Origin of the sequence: Silanimonas sp. (assembly GCF_044377035.1) — a bacterium.
GTDB lineage: Bacteria > Pseudomonadota > Gammaproteobacteria > Xanthomonadales > Xanthomonadaceae > Silanimonas.
On sequence record NZ_JBILJW010000011.1, the window covers coordinates 1 to 17,854 of the forward strand.

The window sequence follows — 17,854 nt, forward strand, 5'->3', positions numbered from 1 at the left end:
AGCTGCTGCGCGCGCCACTCGCGGAGCAGCTGCGAAAGATCCTCGCCGAGACCGGCGTGCCACCCGGCCGCATCGAGCTGGAGGTCACCGAGAGCATGGTCATGCAGAACGCCGAGCAGACGCTGGCGGTCCTGCACCAGCTGCGCGAAGTCGGCGTCCGTCTCGCCATCGATGACTTCGGCACCGGCTATTCCTCGCTCATCTACCTGAAGCGCCTGCCGATCGACACGCTGAAGATCGACAAGGAATTCATCGGCGACCTCACCGACGACCCGGACGACAAGGCGATCACGGCCACGATCATCACGATGGCGCATTCCTTGGGCCTTCACGTCGTCGCCGAAGGCGTGGAAACCCCCGCCCAGCTCGGCTACCTGCGGGGCCAAGGCTGCGACGAGATCCAGGGCTACTGGCTGTCGCGCCCACTCGAGACCCCCCAAGCCTTCGCTTTCGTCCGCGAGCGCAGCGACATCCCGCGCAGCGGGGCCAGTGCCGCTTGACCGCCTTTCCCGCCGCCGAACAAGATGCCGCCATGAGCCGCCATCCCGACCCGCGCGACGACCTCGCGACGCTCGCCGCCCGCATCGACGCCCTCGTCGCGGTCGTGCAGCGCCTCTCCGACGAGAACCGGCGGCTGGTGCAGGCGCAGGAGCAACTCGCCGGCGAGCGCGCCCAGCTGCTGTCGAAGAACGAGCAGGCGCGCAGCCGCGTCGAGGCGATGATCCAGCGCCTCAAGTCGATGGAGGCCAGCCCGTGAGCGAGGGCGTCAACATCCGCATCCTCGACCGCGAGTTCACCATCGGCTGCCCGCCGGAGGAGCGCGAGTCGCTGCAGGCTGCCGCACAGCTGCTGGACGCCCGCATGCGCGGCATCCGCGGCGACAACAAGATGGCGGCTTTCGACCGCATCGCCGTGATCGCCGCACTCAACCTCGCCGCCGAAGTGAACGCCTTCCGCCGCGAGCTCGACGGCCGCGACGGCGATCTCTCGCGCGGCATCGCCGACCTCAGCCGCAAGCTCGAGTCGCTGCTCGCCGTCCACTCGGCGCGCTGAACGACGGCGTCGCCCCGCGACGCCCGTCACGGCATGGCGACGCCATCGGGCGGCTATACTCCGCGTGCGTCCTCTGCTGTGCTCGACAGCGTGCGCTAACATTTCGCCTTGACCCATAAATACGGCCCGGGAATTCAGCTTCATCGCCGGTGTGCATGTCCGCCCTGTTGCGGAAAGCCTGAACGCGGTGACTGCACTCCCACTTGATCCTCGGGATCAAGGTCGTTTCGTACGCATCGGCACGGCGGAGGACGTCTTCTTGAACCCCAGCGAGCTTCGAGCCTCGATGCGCGAGCGCCGCCGTGCGCTGTCCGTCCGCGAGCGGCTCGACGCAGCGGCTGCCGTCGCTTCCCACCTGTTGCCCGAGCTTTCGGCATTCGAAGGCCGCGTGGCGGGTTACTGGGCCGTCGGCGGCGAGCTGCCGCTGCACGCGGTGCAGGCCAACCTGCCTGCGACGCTGCGCTGGTGCCTGCCCGTGCTGCACGAAGACGGCCGCTTGCGCTTCCGCGAGTGGTCGGCCGGCCAGGCGCTGGAACCCAACCGCCACGGCATCCCCGAACCGTCGCAGGGCCCGCTGGTCGGCGCCGAGGCGCTCACCGTCGTGCTGGTGCCCCTGCTCGCGTTCGACGCGAAGGGGAATCGCCTCGGCCAGGGCGGCGGCTGGTACGACCGCAGCTTCGCGTTCCGGCGCACAGAGCGCGATCACGCGACCTCGCCCGACCGCGCACCCTTCCCGCGGCTGATCGGCATCGCCTACGACTGGCAGCAGGCCGACGCGCTCGAGGCGGCCGCCTGGGATGTCCCGCTCGATGCCGTCGCCTCGCCTTCCGCTCTCCACCGCTTCGACCCCTGACATGCCCAAGCCCGCCCGCCAGTACTGGCTGATGAAGTCCGAGCCCGACGAGTTCTCGATCGACGATCTCGAACGCGTCGGCGCCGAGCCCTGGAGCGGCGTGCGCAACTACCAGGCGCGCAACTTCATGTGGAAGCAGATGCGCGTCGGCGACGGCGTGTTCTTCTACCACTCGAACGCGGACGTGCCCGGCATCTACGGGCTCGCGACCGTCGCTTCGACGCCCTACCCCGACCCGACGCAGTTCGACGCGAAATCCGACTACTTCGACGCCAAGAGCAGCCGCGAAGACCCGCGCTGGTGGCTGGTCGACGTCGGCTTCGAGCGCAAGCTGTCGCGCGCGATTCCCCTAGACGAGCTGCGCAGCCACGCCGACGCGCTCGACGACTTCGTGCTGCTGCGTCGCGGCACCCGCCTGTCCGTGCTGCCGGTCACGGCCGCACAGTGGAAACACATCCTCACGCTGGAGAAGAAACGCCCATGAGCACCGCCGACGAACAGAAACGCGCCTCCGCGCTCAAGGCCATCGACTACGTCGAGGACGGAATGATCATCGGCGTCGGCACCGGCTCGACGGTGAAGCACTTCATCGACGGCCTCGGCGCCATGAAGGACCGGATCGAAGCCGCCGTCTCCAGCTCCGAGCAGAGCACCGCCCAGCTGAAGTCGCTCGGCATCCGGGTGATGGACTTGAACGCCGCCGGCCCGCTGTCGCTCTACGTCGACGGCGCCGACGAGTGCGACCCGTTCAACCGGCTGATCAAGGGCGGCGGCGCCGCGCTGACGCGCGAGAAGATCATCGCGGAGGCCTCGGCGAAGTTCGTCTGCATCATCGACAGTGCGAAGGAAGTCGACGTGCTCGGCCGCTTCCCGCTGCCGGTGGAGGTGATCCCGATGGCGCGCTCGCTGGTGGGCCGCAAGATCGTCGCGATGGGCGGCCAGCCGGTGTGGCGCGAAGGTGTCACCACCGACAACGGCAACTGGATCCTCGACGTGCACAACCTGCACATCGTCGATCCCCTCACGCTCGAGCGCGAGCTGAACCAGATCCCGGGCGTGGTCGCCTGCGGGCTGTTCGCGCGGCGCGCCGCCGACGTGGTGATCAGCGCCGGCAACGTCCGCAAGAACCGCTGAAACTCAGCCCTTCGCGGCTTCGGCCATGGCCTGCTGCTGCGCCTGCAGGCGCAGCATCGCCGCCAACCCGCCGTGGATCGCGCTCACGTCGTACTCGAGGCGCGAGAGCACGAAGGCGGCGGCGGCGGAACGCTCACCGGTGTTGCAGTACACGATGACGGGACGGCCGGGCGGCAGCCGGCCCGGCGCATCCTCTCGCAGCCGGGCCAACGGGACGTTCAGCGCACCGGTGATCGAGCGTTGGGCGACCTCTTCCGGCAGGCGCACGTCGAGCACGATCGCGCCGTCCTGCGCCCGCTTCGCCGCTTCGGCCGGCAGGAGCCACTTGATGACGGGCGGCTTCAGCACCGAGTCGAAATCCGCGCGCGACAGCCGAAGCAGACGACCGCCCTGCAGCATCCGAACCGTCGCGTTGCGCGGCTGGTTCGAGAGCAGGCCGTCCTCGCCGAAGGCATCGCCTTCCGCCAGGTAGGCGACCACCTTCGGCGCACCGTCGAGAGTCTTGGTCACCGAGGCCGTGCCTTCGCGGATCACGTAGAAGTCGCCGGGCACGTCCCCTTCGCTGACCACCACTTCGCCCGGCGCGACGGGCTGCTCGACGAAGGCCTGGAACAGCTTCTCGAGGTTGCCGGTCGGCAAGCGGCTGAACGCCGGCGCCTGCAGCAGCCGGTAGGCCCAGTCGTTCCCGTTCGCGCGCTCGTCGAAGAATCGGAAGCTGGGCTGGCGGCTGATCTGGTCCCAGGCGATCAGCTTCTCGACCTGGCGGCGGTTCAGGCGCAGCAGGCGGGCGTCGCGGCTTTCGACCGTGGCGCGGAAACGCCGGGGCACTGCGTCGTTGAGCGGGTAGCGCCCATGTACCGGCGAGTCGGCCTGGTGCAGCGTGCGGCGCCCGTCCGGGTAATCACAGCGCACGTCACCGCGGATCACGTACACGGTTTCGTCGTCGATGTCGCCCGCCTGGAACACCAGCTCGCCGCGACCCACGGTGTGTTCCAGCGCTTCGCGCGCGAGGTACTGCCGCGTCTCGGGGCGAAGGCCGCCAAGGGGAAAGAGCGGGGCGAGTTCCTGGCTGGCGACGGTCATGGTGGGCGTCCTTGGGGGAGGCCCTCAGGATGCGCCACCGGGCCCTGAAACGACAAACGGCCCCGAAGGGCCGTTGGTTGCTGCTGGAGTGGCAGCCCGTGATGGATTCGAACCACCGAATGCCTGAGTCAGAGTCAGGTGCCTTACCGCTTGGCTAACGGGCTGTGGATCCAGAGCACCAGCGCCAGCAGAGCCGGCGCCGGGCCGAAGCTTAGCGCTTCGAGAACTGCGTGGCGCGACGGGCCTTGTGGAGGCCGACCTTCTTACGCTCGACTTCGCGGGCGTCGCGGGTCATGTAACCGGCCTTGCGCAGTTCCGGCTTCAGCTGGTCGTTGTACTCAACCAGGGCGCGCGAGACGCCGAGGCGGATCGCACCGGCCTGGCCGGTGGTGCCGCCGCCTTCGACCGTCACGAGGATGTCGAACTGCTCGGTGGTCTTCGTCAGCTCGAGCGGCTGGCGCACGATCATGCGCGAGGTCTCGCGGCCGAAGAACTCGTCAAGCGGACGACCGTTGACGGTGATGTTGCCCGTGCCCTTGCGCAGGAACACGCGGGCGGTCGAGGACTTGCGGCGGCCGGTGCCGTAATTCTGCTGGAGTGCCATGTGCGGTCTCTTTTACAGGTCCAGCGGCTTCGGCTGCTGGGCGGTGTGCGGGTGCTCGGCGCCGGTGTAGACCTTGAGCTTGCGGAACATCGCGCGGCCCAGCGGGTTCTTCGGCAGCATGCCCTTGACGCCGATCTCGATCACGCGCTCGGCGTGACGGTCGAGGGCCTGCTCGAGGGACTCGGACTTCAGGTTGCCGATGTAACCGGTGAACCGGTAATACATCTTGTCCTTCAGCTTGTTGCCGGTGACCGCGATCTTGTCGGCATTGATGACCACGAAGTAGTCACCGGTGTCGACGTGCGGGCTCCAGGTCGGCTTGTGTTTGCCGCGCAAACGGAACGCCAGTTCCGAGCACAGGCGGCCCAAGGTCTTGCCGGCCGCATCGACGACGAACCAGTCGCGCTGGACGGTCTCGGCCTTGGCGCTGACGGTCATGCTCTTCATGACAGCTCCAGAAAGCGAATAGTGAAAGGGTAGACGAAAAAGGATAGCTGGCCGCCCGACCCTTTGCAAGGGGCAGGGGCGTGTCCGACGTTCAGGTTCCCGCCCGGAACCGGAGTTCACAGGGCGTGGCTGGCGCGACGGCGCGGGGGTGCGCGAGCATACGGCATCGCCGCCCACCACTCCAGAGCACCGTGCCCCTGCCCACGCTCATCCGCGACAACCGTCCGCTCGACCACTGGCTTGGCGAGCTTCAGGGCGCCCTGAACACCGTGTTCGCACGGCCCGAGGCACAGCGCACCAACCCGGGCGAAGCACACGCGGAGGCCGACCTCGACGAGGCCGCCCGCCGCCATGCGGCCGGCCTGATGCGCATCAACCACACGGGCGAAGTCTGCGCGCAGGCGCTGTACTCGGGGCAGGCCGCGGTGGCGCGCGACCCCGCGGTACGTGCCCAGCTGCGCGAGGCCGCGCAGGAGGAAACCGACCACCTCGCCTGGTGCGCCGACCGCCTCGACGAGCTCCACAGCCGCCCCAGCCTGCTGAACCCGCTCTGGTACGCCGGCAGCTACGCCATCGGCGTGGCCGCGGGGCTGCGTGGCGACGGCTGGAACCTCGGATTCGTGGTCGAAACCGAACGCCAGGTCGAAGCGCATCTGGCCGAGCATCTCGAGACGCTGCCCGAGGGTGATGCCCGCTCGCGCGCGGTGCTGGAGGTGATGAAGGCCGACGAAGCGCGGCATGCCGACCACGCGCTCGAAGCCGGCGCACGCACGTTGCCGACGCCCATCCCGCAGGCGATGGCGGCCGTTTCGAAGCTGATGAAGGCGACCGCCTACCGGCTCTAGGCCGAGGTGAGCTTCAGCCCGATGATGCCGGCGAGGATCAGGCCGACGCAGAACGCGCGCGGCCAGGTGGCCGGCTCGGAGAACAGCAGCACGCCGGCGATGGCGGTGCCGACGGCGCCGATGCCCACCCACACCGCATAACCGGTCCCGAGCGGGATCTCGCGGAGGGCGCGGGCCAGGCACCAGAAGCTGGCACCCATCGCGGCGATGGTGATCGCACTGGGCCCCAGCCGGCTGAAGCCTTCGCTGTACTTCAGGCCGACCGCCCAGACGATCTCGAACAGGCCGGCCGCCAGCAACCAGAGCCAGGCGGCGCCCATGGCCCGGTCAGGTCAGGTTGCGGCCGTGGAACAGCTCTTCGATCTCGCGCTTCAGCTGCGCCTCGATGCGCATGCGGTCCTTGAAGCTGAGGTTCTTCGCCTTTTCCTCGAACAGGTAGGTGTCGAGGTCGAACTCCTTCAGGTGCATCTTCGTGTGGAAGATGTTCTCCTGGTAGACGTTCACGTCGATCATCTCGTACTTCGACTTGATGGGCTTCGCGAGGAAGTCCTGGATCGAGTTGATGCGGTGGTCGATGTAGTGCTTCGTGCCCTTCACGTCGCGGGTGAAGCCACGGACGCGGTAGTCCATGATCACGATGTCGGACTCGAAGCTCTCGATCAGGTAGTTCAGGGCCTTCAGCGGCGAGATGACGCCGCAGGTCGCCACGTCGATATCGGCGCGGAAGGTCGCGATGCCGTTGTGCGGGTGCGTTTCCGGATAGGTGTGCACCGTGATGTGCGACTTGTCGAGGTGCGCGACCACCGAGGCTTCCGGGGCCTCGTCGTGCTCGACGACGGCGTCGGCGATGATCTCCTTGCCGGCGGCCTTCTTGTCGATGACCGGCTCCTCGCTGATGAGGATCGTCACCGAGGCGCCCTGCGGGTCGTAGTCCTGGCGGGCCACGTTCAGGATGTTCGCGCCGATGATCTCGGCCACGTCGGTCAGGATCTGGGTCAGGCGCTCGGCGTTGTACGCCTCGTCGATGTACTCGATGTAGCGCTGGCGCTGCTCCTCGGTGACCGCGTAGCAGACGTCGTAGATGTTGAAGCTCAGCGCCTTGGTCAGGTTGTTGAAACCTTGCAGGCGGAGACGCGGCAGCGGCTTGACCACGGCGGGGGTCCTTGAGGAGGGGTGGCGCTAAGGGGCCGGGATTATGGGTCAAGGCGACCCCCGGGGCCACCCCGGCCGCGTGACAGGTTGAAACTGCGATTGAATCCACAGTCCCCGGGGCCATAAGCTAAGGAAACGCTTCGAAGGGACGCCCCATGATCCAGACCGCCTCCGCCACCCTGCTGACCCCGACGGTCCGCTCGCAGGTGGCCAGTTCGCCACTGGACCTCGACAAAGCCACGCTGGCGCGCTTCCTCGACCAGTGCCATCGACGCAAGTACCCGAACCGCACCGACGTGTTCCGTCCGGGCGATGCCGCCACGACGCTCTACTACGTGGTCACCGGCTCAGTCAGCGTGATCAGCGAGGAATCCGAGGATCGCGAACTGGTGTTGAGCTACGCCAACCCCGGCGACTTCGTCGGCGAGATGGGCCTCTTCGTGAAGGCGGACAAGCGCGTGGTGACGCTGCGCACCCGATCGCCGGTCGAACTCGCCGAGATCAGCTACGAGCGCCTGCACCAGTTGCTCACCGGCCCCCTCTCGGCCGATGCGCCCAAACTCCTCTACGTCATCGGCGGCCAGCTTTCGAAGCGGCTGCTCGAAACCAGCCGCAAGGCCAGCCGCCTCGCCTTCCTCGACGTGGGCAGCCGCATCGTCCGCGCGCTGCACGACCTCTGCCAGGAGCCCGACGCGATGAGCCACCCGCAGGGCACGCAGATCCGCGTGTCGCGCCAGGAGCTGGCGCGGATCGTCGGCTGCTCGCGCGAAATGGCCGGCCGCGTGCTCAAGCAGCTGCAGGAGCAGGGCCTGCTGCACGCCCGCGGCAAGACCATCGTGGTGTACGGCACGCGCTGAGGCGCCTCGAGGCCCGCCGCGCAACGCCGCCGAGCGCGCGGGCATGCCGTTGGGCGAGACGTTCCTGTGGTTCGTGGCGCTCGGCGCCATCGCCCAGCTCGTCGACGGCGCGCTGGGCATGGCCTATGGGCTCGTCTGTTCGACGGTGCTGTTGAGCCTCGGTTTCCCGCCCGCCACGGTCAGTGCCGCCGTGCACACGGCGGAAGTCGTGACCACCGGCATCTCCGGTGGTGCCCATGCCGTGTTCGGAAACGTCGACCGCGACCTCTTCGTGCGCCTGGCGCTACCCGGCGCGCTGGGCGGCGTGGCGGGGGCACTCTTCCTGGTGCACGTGGCCAGCGCCTGGATCAAGCCGTTGATCGTGCTCTACCTGCTGGCGCTATCGGTGCTCATCCTGCTGCGCGCCGCGCGACGTTGGCGCTACCACGCCACACCGCGGCACGTGCCGCCCCTCGGGCTGGTGGCCGGCACGCTCGATGCCATCGGCGGCGGCGGCTGGGGCTCGGTGACGACCTCCAGCCTGCTCGCCGGCGGCCACCCCCCGCGCAAGACCCTTGGCACCGTCGCAGCGGCGGAATTCGTCGTGACCCTCGCCATCGCGGCGACGTTCGCCAGCACGATCGGCCTGCAGCATGCGGAGATCGTTCTTGGCCTGCTGATCGGCGGCGCGCTGGCGGCGCCGTTCGCCGCCTTCGCGGTCAGCCGCCTGCCCGAGCGCGCGCTGCTTTGGATGGTCGGCGGGTTGGTGATGGTCCTCGCGCTCGTGCAGGCCGCGAAGCTGCTGGCGGGCTGATCGGCCCGCCGACGGGAATCAGTCGAACAGCGCGCGCAGGGCCGTGCCGGGATCCTCGGCACGCATGAACGCCTCGCCGACGAGGAAGGCATGCACGCCGGCGGCGCGCATCGTTTCCACGTCCGCGCGAGCGAGGATGCCGCTCTCGGTGACGAGACGGCGGTCCATGGGCACCGAGGCCTTCATGCCGAGCGTCGCATCGAGCGACACCTCGAAGGTGCGCAGGTTGCGGTTGTTGATGCCGATCAGCGGCGAGGCCGTCTGCAGCGCACGCTCGAGTTCGTCGGCGTCGTGCACTTCGACCAGCACGTCCAGGCCCAGGCCCATCGCCAGGTTGCTGAACCCGGCGAGCTGCGCGTCGTCCAGCGCCGCGACGATCAGCAGCACCGCATCGGCGCCGAGCGCGCGGGCCTCGTGGATCTGGTACTCGTCGACGGTGAAGTCCTTGCGCAGCACCGGCAGCGCGCAGGCCGCGCGGGCCTGCACGAGGTAGTCGTCGTGGCCCTGGAAGAAATCGACGTCGGTCAGCACCGAGAGGCAGGCCGCGCCGCCGCGCTGGTAGCTCGCGGCGATGTCGGCAGGGCGGAAGTCGGCACGCAGCACGCCTTTCGACGGGCTCGCCTTCTTCACCTCGGCGATCACGGCGGCGTCGCCGGCGGCGATCTTCGCTTCGAGCGCAGCGGCGAAGCCGCGGACCGGCGCGGCATCGCGGGCACACGCGACGACCTCGGCCAGCGGCGCGCGGGCGCGGCGCGCGGCCACTTCCTCGGCCTTGCGGGCGAGGATCTTCTGCAGGATGTCGCTCATGCGGCGGCTCCGGCCTTGGCGTTCGTCAGAGCGACGAACTGGTCGAGCTTGGCTCGCGGCGTGCCCTTCGCCATTTCGGCGCGAGCACGGGCGAGGCCGTCCTGGATGCTCACGGCGATGCCGGCGGCATAGAGCGCGGCGCCGGCATTCAAGGCCACGACGTCGGCGGCGGGGCCGCCTCGACCATCGATGGCTTCGAGCAGCATCGCCTTCGAGGCCTGCGGGTCGTCGACGCGCAGCGCGGAGAGTGGCGCGCGATGCAGGCCGAAGTCCTCGGGGGCGATCTCGTACTCGCTGATGTCGCCATTGCGCAGCTCACCGACCAAGGTGCGCTCGCCGAGCGAGATCTCGTCGACGCCGTCGCGGCCCCAGACCACCAGCGCGCGCTTGCTGCCCAGCTTCTTCAGCACGCGGGCCTGGATGCCGACGAGGTCGGGATGGAACACGCCCATCAGGATGTTCGGCGCACCGGCCGGATTGGTCAGCGGCCCGAGGATGTTGAACAGCGTGCGGACGGCCATTTCGCGGCGCACCGGCGCGACGTTCTTCATGGCCGGGTGGTGGATGGGCGCGTACATGAAACCCATGCCGCTCTCGGCGAGGCAGGCCGCCACTTGCGCCGGCTGCAGCTCGATGGCGCAGCCGAGTGCTTCGAGCACGTCGGCGCTGCCCGATTTCGAGCTGACGCTGCGATTGCCGTGCTTCGCCACCGTGGCGCCGGCCGCCGCCGCCACGAACATGCTGGCGGTCGAGATGTTGAAGGTGTGCGCGCCGTCGCCACCGGTGCCGACGATGTCGACGAAGTGCGCCGGATCGGCGACCTCGACCTTCGCGGAGAACTCGCGCATCACTTCCGCGGCACCGGCGATCTCGCCGACCGTTTCCTTGCGCACGCGCAGCGCGATGAAGATGGCCGCGGTCATCACCGGCGAGACATCGCCGCGCATGACCTGGCGCATCAGGTCGATCATTTCATCGTGGAAGATCTCGCGGTGCTCGATGATGCGCTGGAGCGCCTGCTGGGGGGACAAAGGCATGGTCAGGTGTCGTCGCTGGTTTCGATGTCGATGGTGATGTGCGTCGGCGCGGCGTCGGCGAGGCTGTCGAGCTCGGCCAGCGTCTTGCCGTCCAGCGCCGTGGCGAACTCCGCATCAGTGAGCGGGCGCCCGCGCTGCTCGGCCAACTTGGCCCGCACCTGCGCGAGCTTCATGTGCAGGGCGAGCTTCGCGGCACCCCCCATGTCTGCCTCGAGCGCGGCGAGGCTGTCGGCGAAGGCTTCGGCACTGGCGCCGTCGAGGCGCCCGACGCCCTCGGTCTGGGCCGTGGCGGCAGGCGCGGCGTCCGCCGTTCCGGCGCCGGACGCCGGCATCGCCACGAAGCACAGCGCGACGAGTCCCGATGCGAGCAGGAGGGCACGCATCAACGACGCTCGATGAAGTTCTTCAGCAGCGCGTGCCCGTGCTGCGTGAGGATGGATTCGGGATGGAACTGCACGCCCTCGACGGGGAACTCGCGATGGCGCAAGCCCATGATCTCGTCGATGGCGCCGCCTTCGCCTTCCGTCCACGCGGTGACTTCGAGCGCGGCGGGCAGGGTCTCCTGCTTCACGACGAGCGAGTGGTAGCGCGTGGCCTCGAACGGGTCGGGAAGGTCGGTGAACACGCCCTTGCCAGCATGCCGGATCGGCGAGGTCTTGCCGTGCATGATCACCTTCGCCCGCACCACGTCGCCGCCGAAAGCCTGCCCCAGCGACTGGTGGCCGAGGCAGACGCCGAACACCGGGATATGCGGGCCCAGCGTCTTCATCACAGCGACCGAGACGCCCGCCTCGTTCGGCGTACAGGGCCCCGGCGAGATGACGATGCGGTCGGGCTTCAGCGCGTCGATCTGGGCCACGGTGAGTTCGTCGTTGCGGACGACGCGCACCTCTTCACCCAGCTCCTGCAGGTACTGCACGAGGTTGAAGGTGAAGCTGTCGTAGTTGTCGATCATCAGCAGCACGAAGGGCTCCGGCGCGGGGTCGGCGGTGGGGGAAACGGCGGGCCGGAGAGTATGCCGGAGCCCCGGCGTGAATACGTATGCAGGGCGTTGTGGCGAACGCATCTGCGCAGAACCATTCGGCATCGCCTTCGCGCTGGACGCCGCCATGCCCACCCTGCCCCGCCCCATGGCACGCCTGCGCCGCCTCGCCGGCGCGTTCGTCTTGGCCTGCGTCGCCCTGCTGCCCAGCGCGGCTGGCGCCGAAGCCATCCTCCACGCCTTCAACTGGCGCTACGCCGACATCGAGGCGCGTGCCTCGGAAATCCGACAACTCGGCTACACGGGCGTGCTGGTGGCGCCGCCTTTGAAGAGCGAGGGCGGGCAGTGGTGGGCGCGCTACCAGCCGCAGGACTATCGCGTCATCGACCATCCGCTCGGCGACACCGAGGCCTTCGTGCGCATGAGCGCGGCCCTCGAGCTGCGCGGCCTGAAGCTCTACGCCGACCTCGTGCTGAACCACATGGCGAACGAGGCCGGCCAGCGCGCCGACCTGAACTTCCCCGGCGCCCGCGTGCGAACGGTGTATTCCGCGGACCCTTCGCGCTGGGAACGCCAACGCCTGTTCGGCGACCTCGCCACCGACCTGTTCGACGGGGCCGACTTCAACCCCGCGTTCTGCATCACCGACTACAACAACGTGACGCAGGTGCAGAGCGGCCGACTGTGCTCGGGCGGCGGCGACACCGGGTTGCCGGATCTGCAGGGCAGCGCCAAGGTGATCAACGCGCAGCGCCAGTACATCGCCGCGCTGATCGCGTTAGGCACGGACGGCTTCCGCCTCGACGCAGCGAAGCACATGACCCTCGCGCATGTGAGCGCGGTCTTCGATCCCGCGCTGATCGGCGGCCGGCCAGTGTTCGGCGAGATCATCACCGGCGGTGGCCGTGGCAACACGGAGTACGAGATCTTCCTCAAGCCCTGGATGGCACAGACGCCGCTGTCGGCCTACGACTTCCCGCTGTTCCACCGCATGCGCCAGGCCTTCGGCTTCGGCGGCGACCTGTCGATCCTCGTCACCGCGCAGGCCGACGAGCAGGCCATCGATCCGCGGCGGGCGTGGACCTTCGCAGTCAACCACGACATCCCGCTGAACGGCATTTTCCGCGGCTTGATCATGGACGCCACCGACGAGACGCTGGCTTGGGCCTGGCTGATGGCACGCGGTGAAGGCACGCCGCTCGTCTATTCCGACAACAACGAGAGCGGCGACAACCGCTGGAACAACCTCTACCGGCGCGCCGACATCGCCGCGATGCTGGGCTTCCACAACGCGGTGGCCGGCGAACCGATGCGCATGGTCTCGCAGAGCAACTGCCACCTGCTGTTCCGCCGCGGTGACCGCGCCCTGGTGGGCATCAACAAGTGCGGCGAGCCGCGGACGCTGGCCGTCGACATCGAGGCCCATCCGCTGCGCGCCCCAGGCCGCTTCCGCGACGCGCTGTCGGACCACGTGCTGGCGGTGACCGGCGGGACGCTGGCGGTGGAGCTGCCGCCCCGCTCGGCGCGGCTGTGGCGCTTCGACACGGAAGCGAGCGGCTGCGGGCCGCGGCGCTTGCGCGACAAGGTGCCGCAGCGCTGCACGCAGGGCGGCATGGATGGCCCCAGCGAAGGCTCGTTGCCGACGCGCGGCGAGGAGCGGATGCAGCGCTCGGCGCCGCCTCAGTCGACCAGCAGGAAAACCGCGTAGATCCGGTCCTTGAAGGTGGTGGTTCCGGCGCTGAAGCTCTCCGCATCGCGCAGGCGGGTGCCGGTGACGACCACCCTCTCAAGCTGGCCACCGTCCGCCGCGGCGGCCTGCCATTCGAGCCGCTCTGGCCAACGCCCTTCGCGGACCCCGTAGGAAAACTCCGGCGCCACGTCGGAAACGCTGTAGAGACCACCGAGGCGGACGCCGAAGTCCTTGGCGATGCGCTCGGCCTTGGCGCGGGCCGAGACGATGGCCTCACCGCGAAGCGCTGAGCGCAGTTCGCCCTCGTCCGAGCGCGCTGTCTCGATGCCGCTGACACTCACCTCCTCCGAGGTGCCGACCCGCGCGAGGAAAGCCCGCAGCGTCTCGATGTCGTCGAACGCGACATTCAGCTCACGCTCCACGCGCATGCCCGCGTACTTCTGACCCTCCGTCGCCCGGTCGTAGCGCTCTTCGCGCTCGATGCGCAGCGTCGTCGCCTCCACCGCACCATCGGGGACCTTCAGCGCCTGCAGCACACCGATCAACCGGCGGAAGTGCGCTTCGGCCTTATTGCGCGCGACGTCAACGTCGGGATCGAGGGTGCTGAGCGCGACTCCGATCCGGAAGCGATCGGGAACGGCACGCGCCTCAGCCTCGCCGTAGACGAGAATGTGGCGCTGCGCCGGGATGGCGTTCGCTTGGGCGGATGCAACCGACGTCGCGCACAGCGCGACGAGGCACACCAGCGCGAACCCCGGCAGGGTTCGGGACAGCTTGAGGTCCATACGGGGGCTCCGTGCGAGGGGGGATCCCACGATAGCTGAATGCCGTTGCGCGACGCTGCGCGCGGCCTCAGAGCCCCTTCGCCGCCTGCGCCACCGCGCGGAACAGCGCGCGGCTCTTGTTCATCGTCTCCTCCCACTCCTTCTCGGGGTCGGAGTCGAAGACGATGCCCGCGCCGGCCTGCACGTGCAGCTGGCCGCCAGTGATCACCGCGGTGCGGATCGCGATGGCGGTGTCGGCGTCGCCCCACCAGTTCACGTAGCCCACGGCGCCGGCGTAGATGTTGCGCTGGTGCGGCTCCAGTTCGCGGATGATCTCGAGCGCGCGGATCTTCGGCGCGCCGCTCACCGTGCCGGCCGGGAAGGTGGCCTTCAGCACATCGGCGTACGACAGACCGTCCTTCAGCCGCCCCTGCACTTCCGAGACGATGTGCATGACGTGGCTGTAGCGCTCGATGACGAAACGCTCCGGCACGCGCACGCTGCCCGCCTCGCTGACGCGGCCGGCGTCGTTGCGGCCGAGGTCGATCAGCATCAGGTGCTCGGCGCGCTCCTTCGGGTCGGCCAGCAGCTCGGCTTCCAGCGCCTTGTCGGCTTCGAGCGTGGCACCGCGCGGCCGCGTGCCGGCAATCGGGCGCACCGTGACCGTGCCCTGCTGCTGGCGCACGAGGATCTCCGGCGACGAACCCACGACCTGCAGCGCGCCGGTGTCGAGGAAGTACATGTAGGGCGAGGGATTCAGCGCCCGCAGCGCGCGATAGACATCGACCGGCCGCGCCTTGAAGGGGATCGACAGCCGCTGGCTCAGCACCACCTGGAAGGCGTCGCCGGCGGCGATGTAGTCCTTGGCCTTCAGCACGGCGGCCTTGAAGCCGTCCTTGCTGAAGCCGCTGACGAAATCCGATTCGTCGACGACGCCCGCATCGAGCACATCGGGGTAGCTGGCGCCCGCGTGGCGCAGCCGGTGCACCAGCGAATCGAGCCGCGCCTGCGCGCGGGCCAGCGCCTGCGGCTCGGCCGGGTCGGCATGCACGACGAGGTAGAGCTTGCCCTTGAGGTTGTCGAACACCGCGAGCTCTTCGCTGAGCATCAGGAAGATCTCGGGCGTGCCGAGGTGGTCGGGCGCGACGGGCTTGGCGAGCTTCGGCTCGATGTAGCCGATGCACTCGAAGCCGAACCAGCCGACGAGGCCGCCGGTGAAGCCCGGCAAGCCCTCGATGCGCGGGACCGAGTACGACGTGCGCAGGCGCTCGACTTCGCCCAGCGGATCGGGCAGCTCGCGGCTCTCGACGACCTCGCCGAACTCGCGGACGGTGAGCGCATGCCCGTGCACCGACCAGGTGCGACGCGCCGGCAGCCCGATGATGCTGTAGCGGCCCCAGTTCTCGCCGCCCTCGACCGATTCGAACAGGTAGGCGTTCGGGCCGTCGACGAGCTTCAGGTAAACCGACAGCGGCGTATCGAGGTCGGAGAGCACCTCGCGCACGACCGGGATGCGGTTGTGGCCTTGGGCGGCGAGGCGGGCGAATTCAGCGGGATTCATTGATGCGTCGCGAGCGGCAGGGGCCGCGGATCGGAGGGCCCCGCAGTATGCCAGCGCGGCCCCGACGAACTGTCATGGAGTGCCGCCAGACTTCGCCGCGCATAGCCAGGGACGAAACGGGGGCCACGGACGGCCCCAACCACCCCGATCAGGACCGAGCGCCCTCGCCCCCCGGCGCGCGCCGCCACGGCAGGCGCAGGCGGAACACCACGCCGCTGCCGTCCTCGAGGTTTTCCGCCTCGGCCCCACCGCCATGGGCCGCAGCCACCAGTTTCACCACGTGAAGGCCGAAGCCGAGGTGCACGGCGCCATCGGCGGTTCGCGAACGCTCGCGCAGCGACACCAGCGAGTCGAACAACCGGTGGCGCATCGATTCCGGCAGACGCGGCCCAGTGTTGCGGACCTCGATCAGCAGCTCGCGCGCCTGGCGCTTCAGGGCGATGCCGATCTCGCCGTCGTCCGGGGTAAAGCCGCGGGCGTTGTCGATCAGCTTGTCGAGGGCCTGCACCAGCAGCTCGGGCGCGCCCTGGAAGGCGCAAGCGGCCTCCATGCCCTCCAACGACAGGCATCGCGGCGCCAGCACGTCGCGGTAGCCCGCGCCGACATCGGCCAAAAGACGCGCGAGATCGAAAGCTTCGTGCTCGGCCGCATCAATCGCGTGCTCGATGCGCGTGGCTTCGCTCATCGTCCGCACCAGTTGGCCCATGCGCTCGACACCGTCGCGGGCGCGGGCGACATAGGGCCGCGCGTCGGCCGGGAGCGCGGCGAGGTCGAGGTTGTCGAGCGAACTGCGGACGATGGCCAATGGCGTCTGCAGCTCGTGCGAGAGCTTGCTGCTGAGCGAACGCAGGTAGCTGGTGTAGGCCGCGATCTCGTCGAGCAGCCGCGAGAAGCTGCGGGAAAGATCGCCGATCTCGTCGCGGGCGGTGGAGACCTCGAAGCGGCGCACTTCGCCGCTGCGATCGAGCGCCTGCTCGGCGGCATCACGAAGGCGGCGGATACGCTGCGAAAGCCGCGTGGCGAACAGGAAAGCCACGCCACCAGAAGCGAGGAAGGCCAGCAGGGTCAGCCCGAACAGGTGTGCCGCCGCGCGGTCGGCGAGCAGCAGGGCTTCGGCGTTGCTGCGGTCGAGCCGAAGCACGGCGCGAACCTCGCCATCAACGCGCACCGGCACCGCGCTGCTGAGGATCAGCCGCGTGCCCTGCGGATCACGACGCCAGCGCGATTCCACCCGACCCTGCGCCGCGGCGAGCCGTTCCGCCCGGTCGTCGCGCAGCGGCGAGGCTTCGGCGGCGAACGCCTCGAGCTCCGCGGCGTCGAGCATCGCGCGGTACAGCAGGCGCCGCCATGACAGCACGTCGTCGCCAGCGGCGTCCGCGCGCAGGGCGCCATCGGCGGCCAGCGCCCAGCCCCGGCCATCGACCACGACGGCGCGCACGTCGTCGGGCAGCAGTGCACCGAGCTCGCGCTGCAGGCGCGTCGACGGACGGTACAGGGCGAAGCGCGGCGAAGCGGATTCGGTAACGCCACCGCCCCCATCGGCATCGCGGCGGATGAGGCGCAAGGCGTCGAGCGACAGCCCCTGCGGCAAAGCAAGCTCGATGGCATAACCATCCGCGGTTTCGCGCCAGCCACCCTCCGCCAGCACCGACGCCGCACCGCCGTCCGCGGCCGCAGCGCGCGTGCTGCCGTCGGCGCGCGCCGCCAACTTCAGGCGCATCGGGCCGAGGCTGGTGTCGAGTTCGAGCAGCACCGCATCGATTGCCAGATCGCCGGGCCAATGCGCTTCGCCGCGCTGTGGCGTCACGTCGTCGACGGCGATGAACAGCAGCCGACGCTCGTTGTAGTGGCCCACCGCGAATCGCACGCCGGGCAGCGCCGCGTCCGTCTCCAACGGCAGGGCGACGCCGCCCCAGTCGCCGGCATCGCCGTCCAAGCGGGGCGAGGCCGCCAAGGCATGCACCGGCAGCGACGGCGCCGCCGGAGGCAGCAGGGCCGGGCGCAACGCGAGGCTGCGCGCCACCGCTTCCCCCGAGGCCTCCAGCGCCTGCTGCTGGCCCTGCCGGAGGAGGTTCTCCATCTGCACCAGCGCCTGCCACGCCGCCCACGGCAGCACCAGCGCGATCAGCGCGAGCAGCAGCAGCTGGCGGCGAAGGCTCAGTCGCACGCCGGGGCCATCGTCATCGGTGCGC

At 69.3% G+C, this 17,854-nt stretch carries 22 protein-coding genes, 1 tRNA gene and 1 other RNA gene; 11 read left to right on the forward strand and 13 right to left on the reverse strand.

All coding sequences use genetic code 11. The annotated features are described in order from the left end of the window. The 7 genes from ACIQ6S_RS07645 to rpiA form a co-directional block, all read left to right on the forward strand. Positions 1-500 (forward strand): EAL domain-containing protein (locus ACIQ6S_RS07645; RefSeq protein WP_397607841.1); only part of this gene is annotated, 500 nt, incomplete at its 5' end. 32 nt (positions 501-532) lie between these two features. After that, positions 533-757: a TIGR02449 family protein gene (locus ACIQ6S_RS07650; RefSeq protein ID WP_397574215.1), complete on the forward strand. Its 225-nt coding sequence runs from the start codon at positions 533-535 to the stop codon at positions 755-757. Continuing rightward, on the forward strand, positions 754-1,053 hold the full coding sequence (locus tag ACIQ6S_RS07655; protein WP_397607842.1) for a cell division protein ZapA: 300 nt from the start codon (positions 754-756) through the stop codon (positions 1,051-1,053). The genes ACIQ6S_RS07650 and ACIQ6S_RS07655 overlap by 4 nt, the downstream gene beginning before the upstream one ends. 67 nt (positions 1,054-1,120) lie before the next feature. Beyond that, a non-coding RNA gene (gene ssrS, locus ACIQ6S_RS07660) (6S RNA) lies at positions 1,121-1,308 on the forward strand. 31 nt (positions 1,309-1,339) lie between these two features. Further along, positions 1,340-1,906 (forward strand): 5-formyltetrahydrofolate cyclo-ligase, encoded by a 567-nt coding sequence (locus tag ACIQ6S_RS07665; protein ID WP_397607843.1) that lies wholly within the window; start codon positions 1,340-1,342, stop codon positions 1,904-1,906. 1 nt (position 1,907) lies between these two features. After that, positions 1,908-2,390, forward strand: a complete 483-nt coding sequence (locus ACIQ6S_RS07670; protein ID WP_397607844.1) for an EVE domain-containing protein — start codon at positions 1,908-1,910, stop codon at positions 2,388-2,390. Continuing rightward, positions 2,387-3,040: a ribose-5-phosphate isomerase RpiA gene (rpiA, locus tag ACIQ6S_RS07675; RefSeq protein WP_397607845.1), complete on the forward strand. Its 654-nt coding sequence runs from the start codon at positions 2,387-2,389 to the stop codon at positions 3,038-3,040. Before ACIQ6S_RS07670 ends, rpiA begins: the two co-directional genes overlap by 4 nt. 3 nt (positions 3,041-3,043) lie before the next feature. Here the strand turns inward: rpiA and ACIQ6S_RS07680 are convergent, their stop codons facing one another. The 4 genes from ACIQ6S_RS07680 to rplM form a co-directional block, all read right to left on the reverse strand. Beyond that, positions 3,044-4,123 (reverse strand): cyclic nucleotide-binding domain-containing protein, encoded by a 1,080-nt coding sequence (locus ACIQ6S_RS07680; RefSeq protein ID WP_397607846.1) that lies wholly within the window; start codon positions 4,121-4,123, stop codon positions 3,044-3,046. Positions 4,124-4,212: 89 nt separating this feature from the next. Further along, positions 4,213-4,287 (reverse strand) — tRNA-Gln (locus ACIQ6S_RS07685). 47 nt (positions 4,288-4,334) lie between these two features. Beyond that, positions 4,335-4,727 (reverse strand): 30S ribosomal protein S9, encoded by a 393-nt coding sequence (gene rpsI / locus ACIQ6S_RS07690; protein WP_297865680.1) that lies wholly within the window; start codon positions 4,725-4,727, stop codon positions 4,335-4,337. 12 nt (positions 4,728-4,739) lie between these two features. Beyond that, positions 4,740-5,165, reverse strand: coding sequence for a 50S ribosomal protein L13 (rplM, locus tag ACIQ6S_RS07695; RefSeq protein ID WP_397574036.1), 426 nt, complete (start codon positions 5,163-5,165; stop codon positions 4,740-4,742). A gap of 200 nt (positions 5,166-5,365) precedes the next feature. Here rplM and coq7 point away from each other — a divergent pair, with 200 nt between their 5' ends. After that, positions 5,366-6,019 carry a 2-polyprenyl-3-methyl-6-methoxy-1,4-benzoquinone monooxygenase gene (gene coq7, locus ACIQ6S_RS07700; protein WP_397574025.1) on the forward strand — a complete coding sequence of 218 codons (654 nt, stop codon included), beginning with the start codon at positions 5,366-5,368 and terminating at the stop codon, positions 6,017-6,019. Here the strand turns inward: coq7 and ACIQ6S_RS07705 are convergent. Then, a complete protein-coding gene (locus ACIQ6S_RS07705) occupies positions 6,016-6,339 on the reverse strand; it encodes a DMT family transporter (protein WP_397574026.1) in 324 nt (107 codons plus the stop codon). The two genes, coq7 and ACIQ6S_RS07705, sit on opposite strands and share 4 nt — an antisense overlap. A gap of 7 nt (positions 6,340-6,346) precedes the next feature. Further along, positions 6,347-7,171, reverse strand: a complete 825-nt coding sequence (gene speD, locus ACIQ6S_RS07710; protein WP_297865676.1) for an adenosylmethionine decarboxylase — start codon at positions 7,169-7,171, stop codon at positions 6,347-6,349. 155 nt (positions 7,172-7,326) lie between these two features. On the opposite strand from speD, the gene crp reads away from it, so the two are divergent. Both crp and ACIQ6S_RS07720 read left to right on the forward strand, forming a co-directional pair. Beyond that, positions 7,327-8,028 (forward strand): cAMP-activated global transcriptional regulator CRP, encoded by a 702-nt coding sequence (gene crp, locus ACIQ6S_RS07715; protein ID WP_397574027.1) that lies wholly within the window; start codon positions 7,327-7,329, stop codon positions 8,026-8,028. A gap of 43 nt (positions 8,029-8,071) precedes the next feature. Beyond that, positions 8,072-8,821: a sulfite exporter TauE/SafE family protein gene (locus ACIQ6S_RS07720; RefSeq protein ID WP_397607847.1), complete on the forward strand. Its 750-nt coding sequence runs from the start codon at positions 8,072-8,074 to the stop codon at positions 8,819-8,821. A gap of 18 nt (positions 8,822-8,839) precedes the next feature. Here the strand turns inward: ACIQ6S_RS07720 and trpC are convergent, their stop codons facing one another. The 4 genes from trpC to ACIQ6S_RS07740 are packed head-to-tail and all read right to left on the reverse strand — an operon-like array spanning position 8,840 to position 11,629. Further along, a complete protein-coding gene (gene trpC / locus ACIQ6S_RS07725; RefSeq protein WP_397607848.1) occupies positions 8,840-9,628 on the reverse strand; it encodes an indole-3-glycerol phosphate synthase TrpC in 789 nt (262 codons plus the stop codon). Beyond that, positions 9,625-10,665 (reverse strand): anthranilate phosphoribosyltransferase, encoded by a 1,041-nt coding sequence (gene trpD, locus ACIQ6S_RS07730; RefSeq protein WP_397607849.1) that lies wholly within the window; start codon positions 10,663-10,665, stop codon positions 9,625-9,627. Before trpD ends, trpC begins: the two co-directional genes overlap by 4 nt. A 2-nt stretch (positions 10,666-10,667) precedes the next feature. Then, a complete protein-coding gene (locus tag ACIQ6S_RS07735; RefSeq protein ID WP_397607850.1) occupies positions 10,668-11,048 on the reverse strand; it encodes a hypothetical protein in 381 nt (126 codons plus the stop codon). Then, a complete protein-coding gene (locus ACIQ6S_RS07740; protein ID WP_397607851.1) occupies positions 11,048-11,629 on the reverse strand; it encodes an anthranilate synthase component II in 582 nt (193 codons plus the stop codon). The genes ACIQ6S_RS07735 and ACIQ6S_RS07740 overlap by 1 nt, the downstream gene beginning before the upstream one ends. Positions 11,630-11,774: 145 nt before the next feature. Here ACIQ6S_RS07740 and ACIQ6S_RS07745 point away from each other — a divergent pair, with 145 nt between their 5' ends. After that, positions 11,775-13,355 carry an alpha-amylase family protein gene (locus ACIQ6S_RS07745; RefSeq protein WP_397607852.1) on the forward strand — a complete coding sequence of 527 codons (1,581 nt, stop codon included), beginning with the start codon at positions 11,775-11,777 and terminating at the stop codon, positions 13,353-13,355. On the opposite strand, the gene ACIQ6S_RS07750 is transcribed toward ACIQ6S_RS07745, so the two are convergent. The 3 genes from ACIQ6S_RS07750 to ACIQ6S_RS07760 form a co-directional block, all read right to left on the reverse strand. Then, the gene (locus tag ACIQ6S_RS07750; RefSeq protein ID WP_397607853.1) at positions 13,328-14,122 is read right to left on the reverse strand and encodes an SIMPL domain-containing protein; all 795 of its coding nucleotides are present in this window, start codon (positions 14,120-14,122) and stop codon (positions 13,328-13,330) included. The genes ACIQ6S_RS07745 and ACIQ6S_RS07750 overlap by 28 nt on opposite strands. Positions 14,123-14,189: 67 nt before the next feature. Then, on the reverse strand, positions 14,190-15,662 hold the full coding sequence (gene trpE, locus ACIQ6S_RS07755) for an anthranilate synthase component I (RefSeq protein ID WP_397607854.1): 1,473 nt from the start codon (positions 15,660-15,662) through the stop codon (positions 14,190-14,192). Positions 15,663-15,810: 148 nt separating this feature from the next. Further along, a complete protein-coding gene (locus ACIQ6S_RS07760) occupies positions 15,811-17,829 on the reverse strand; it encodes an ATP-binding protein (RefSeq protein WP_397607855.1) in 2,019 nt (672 codons plus the stop codon). Between the last annotated feature and the right edge of the window lie 25 nt (positions 17,830-17,854).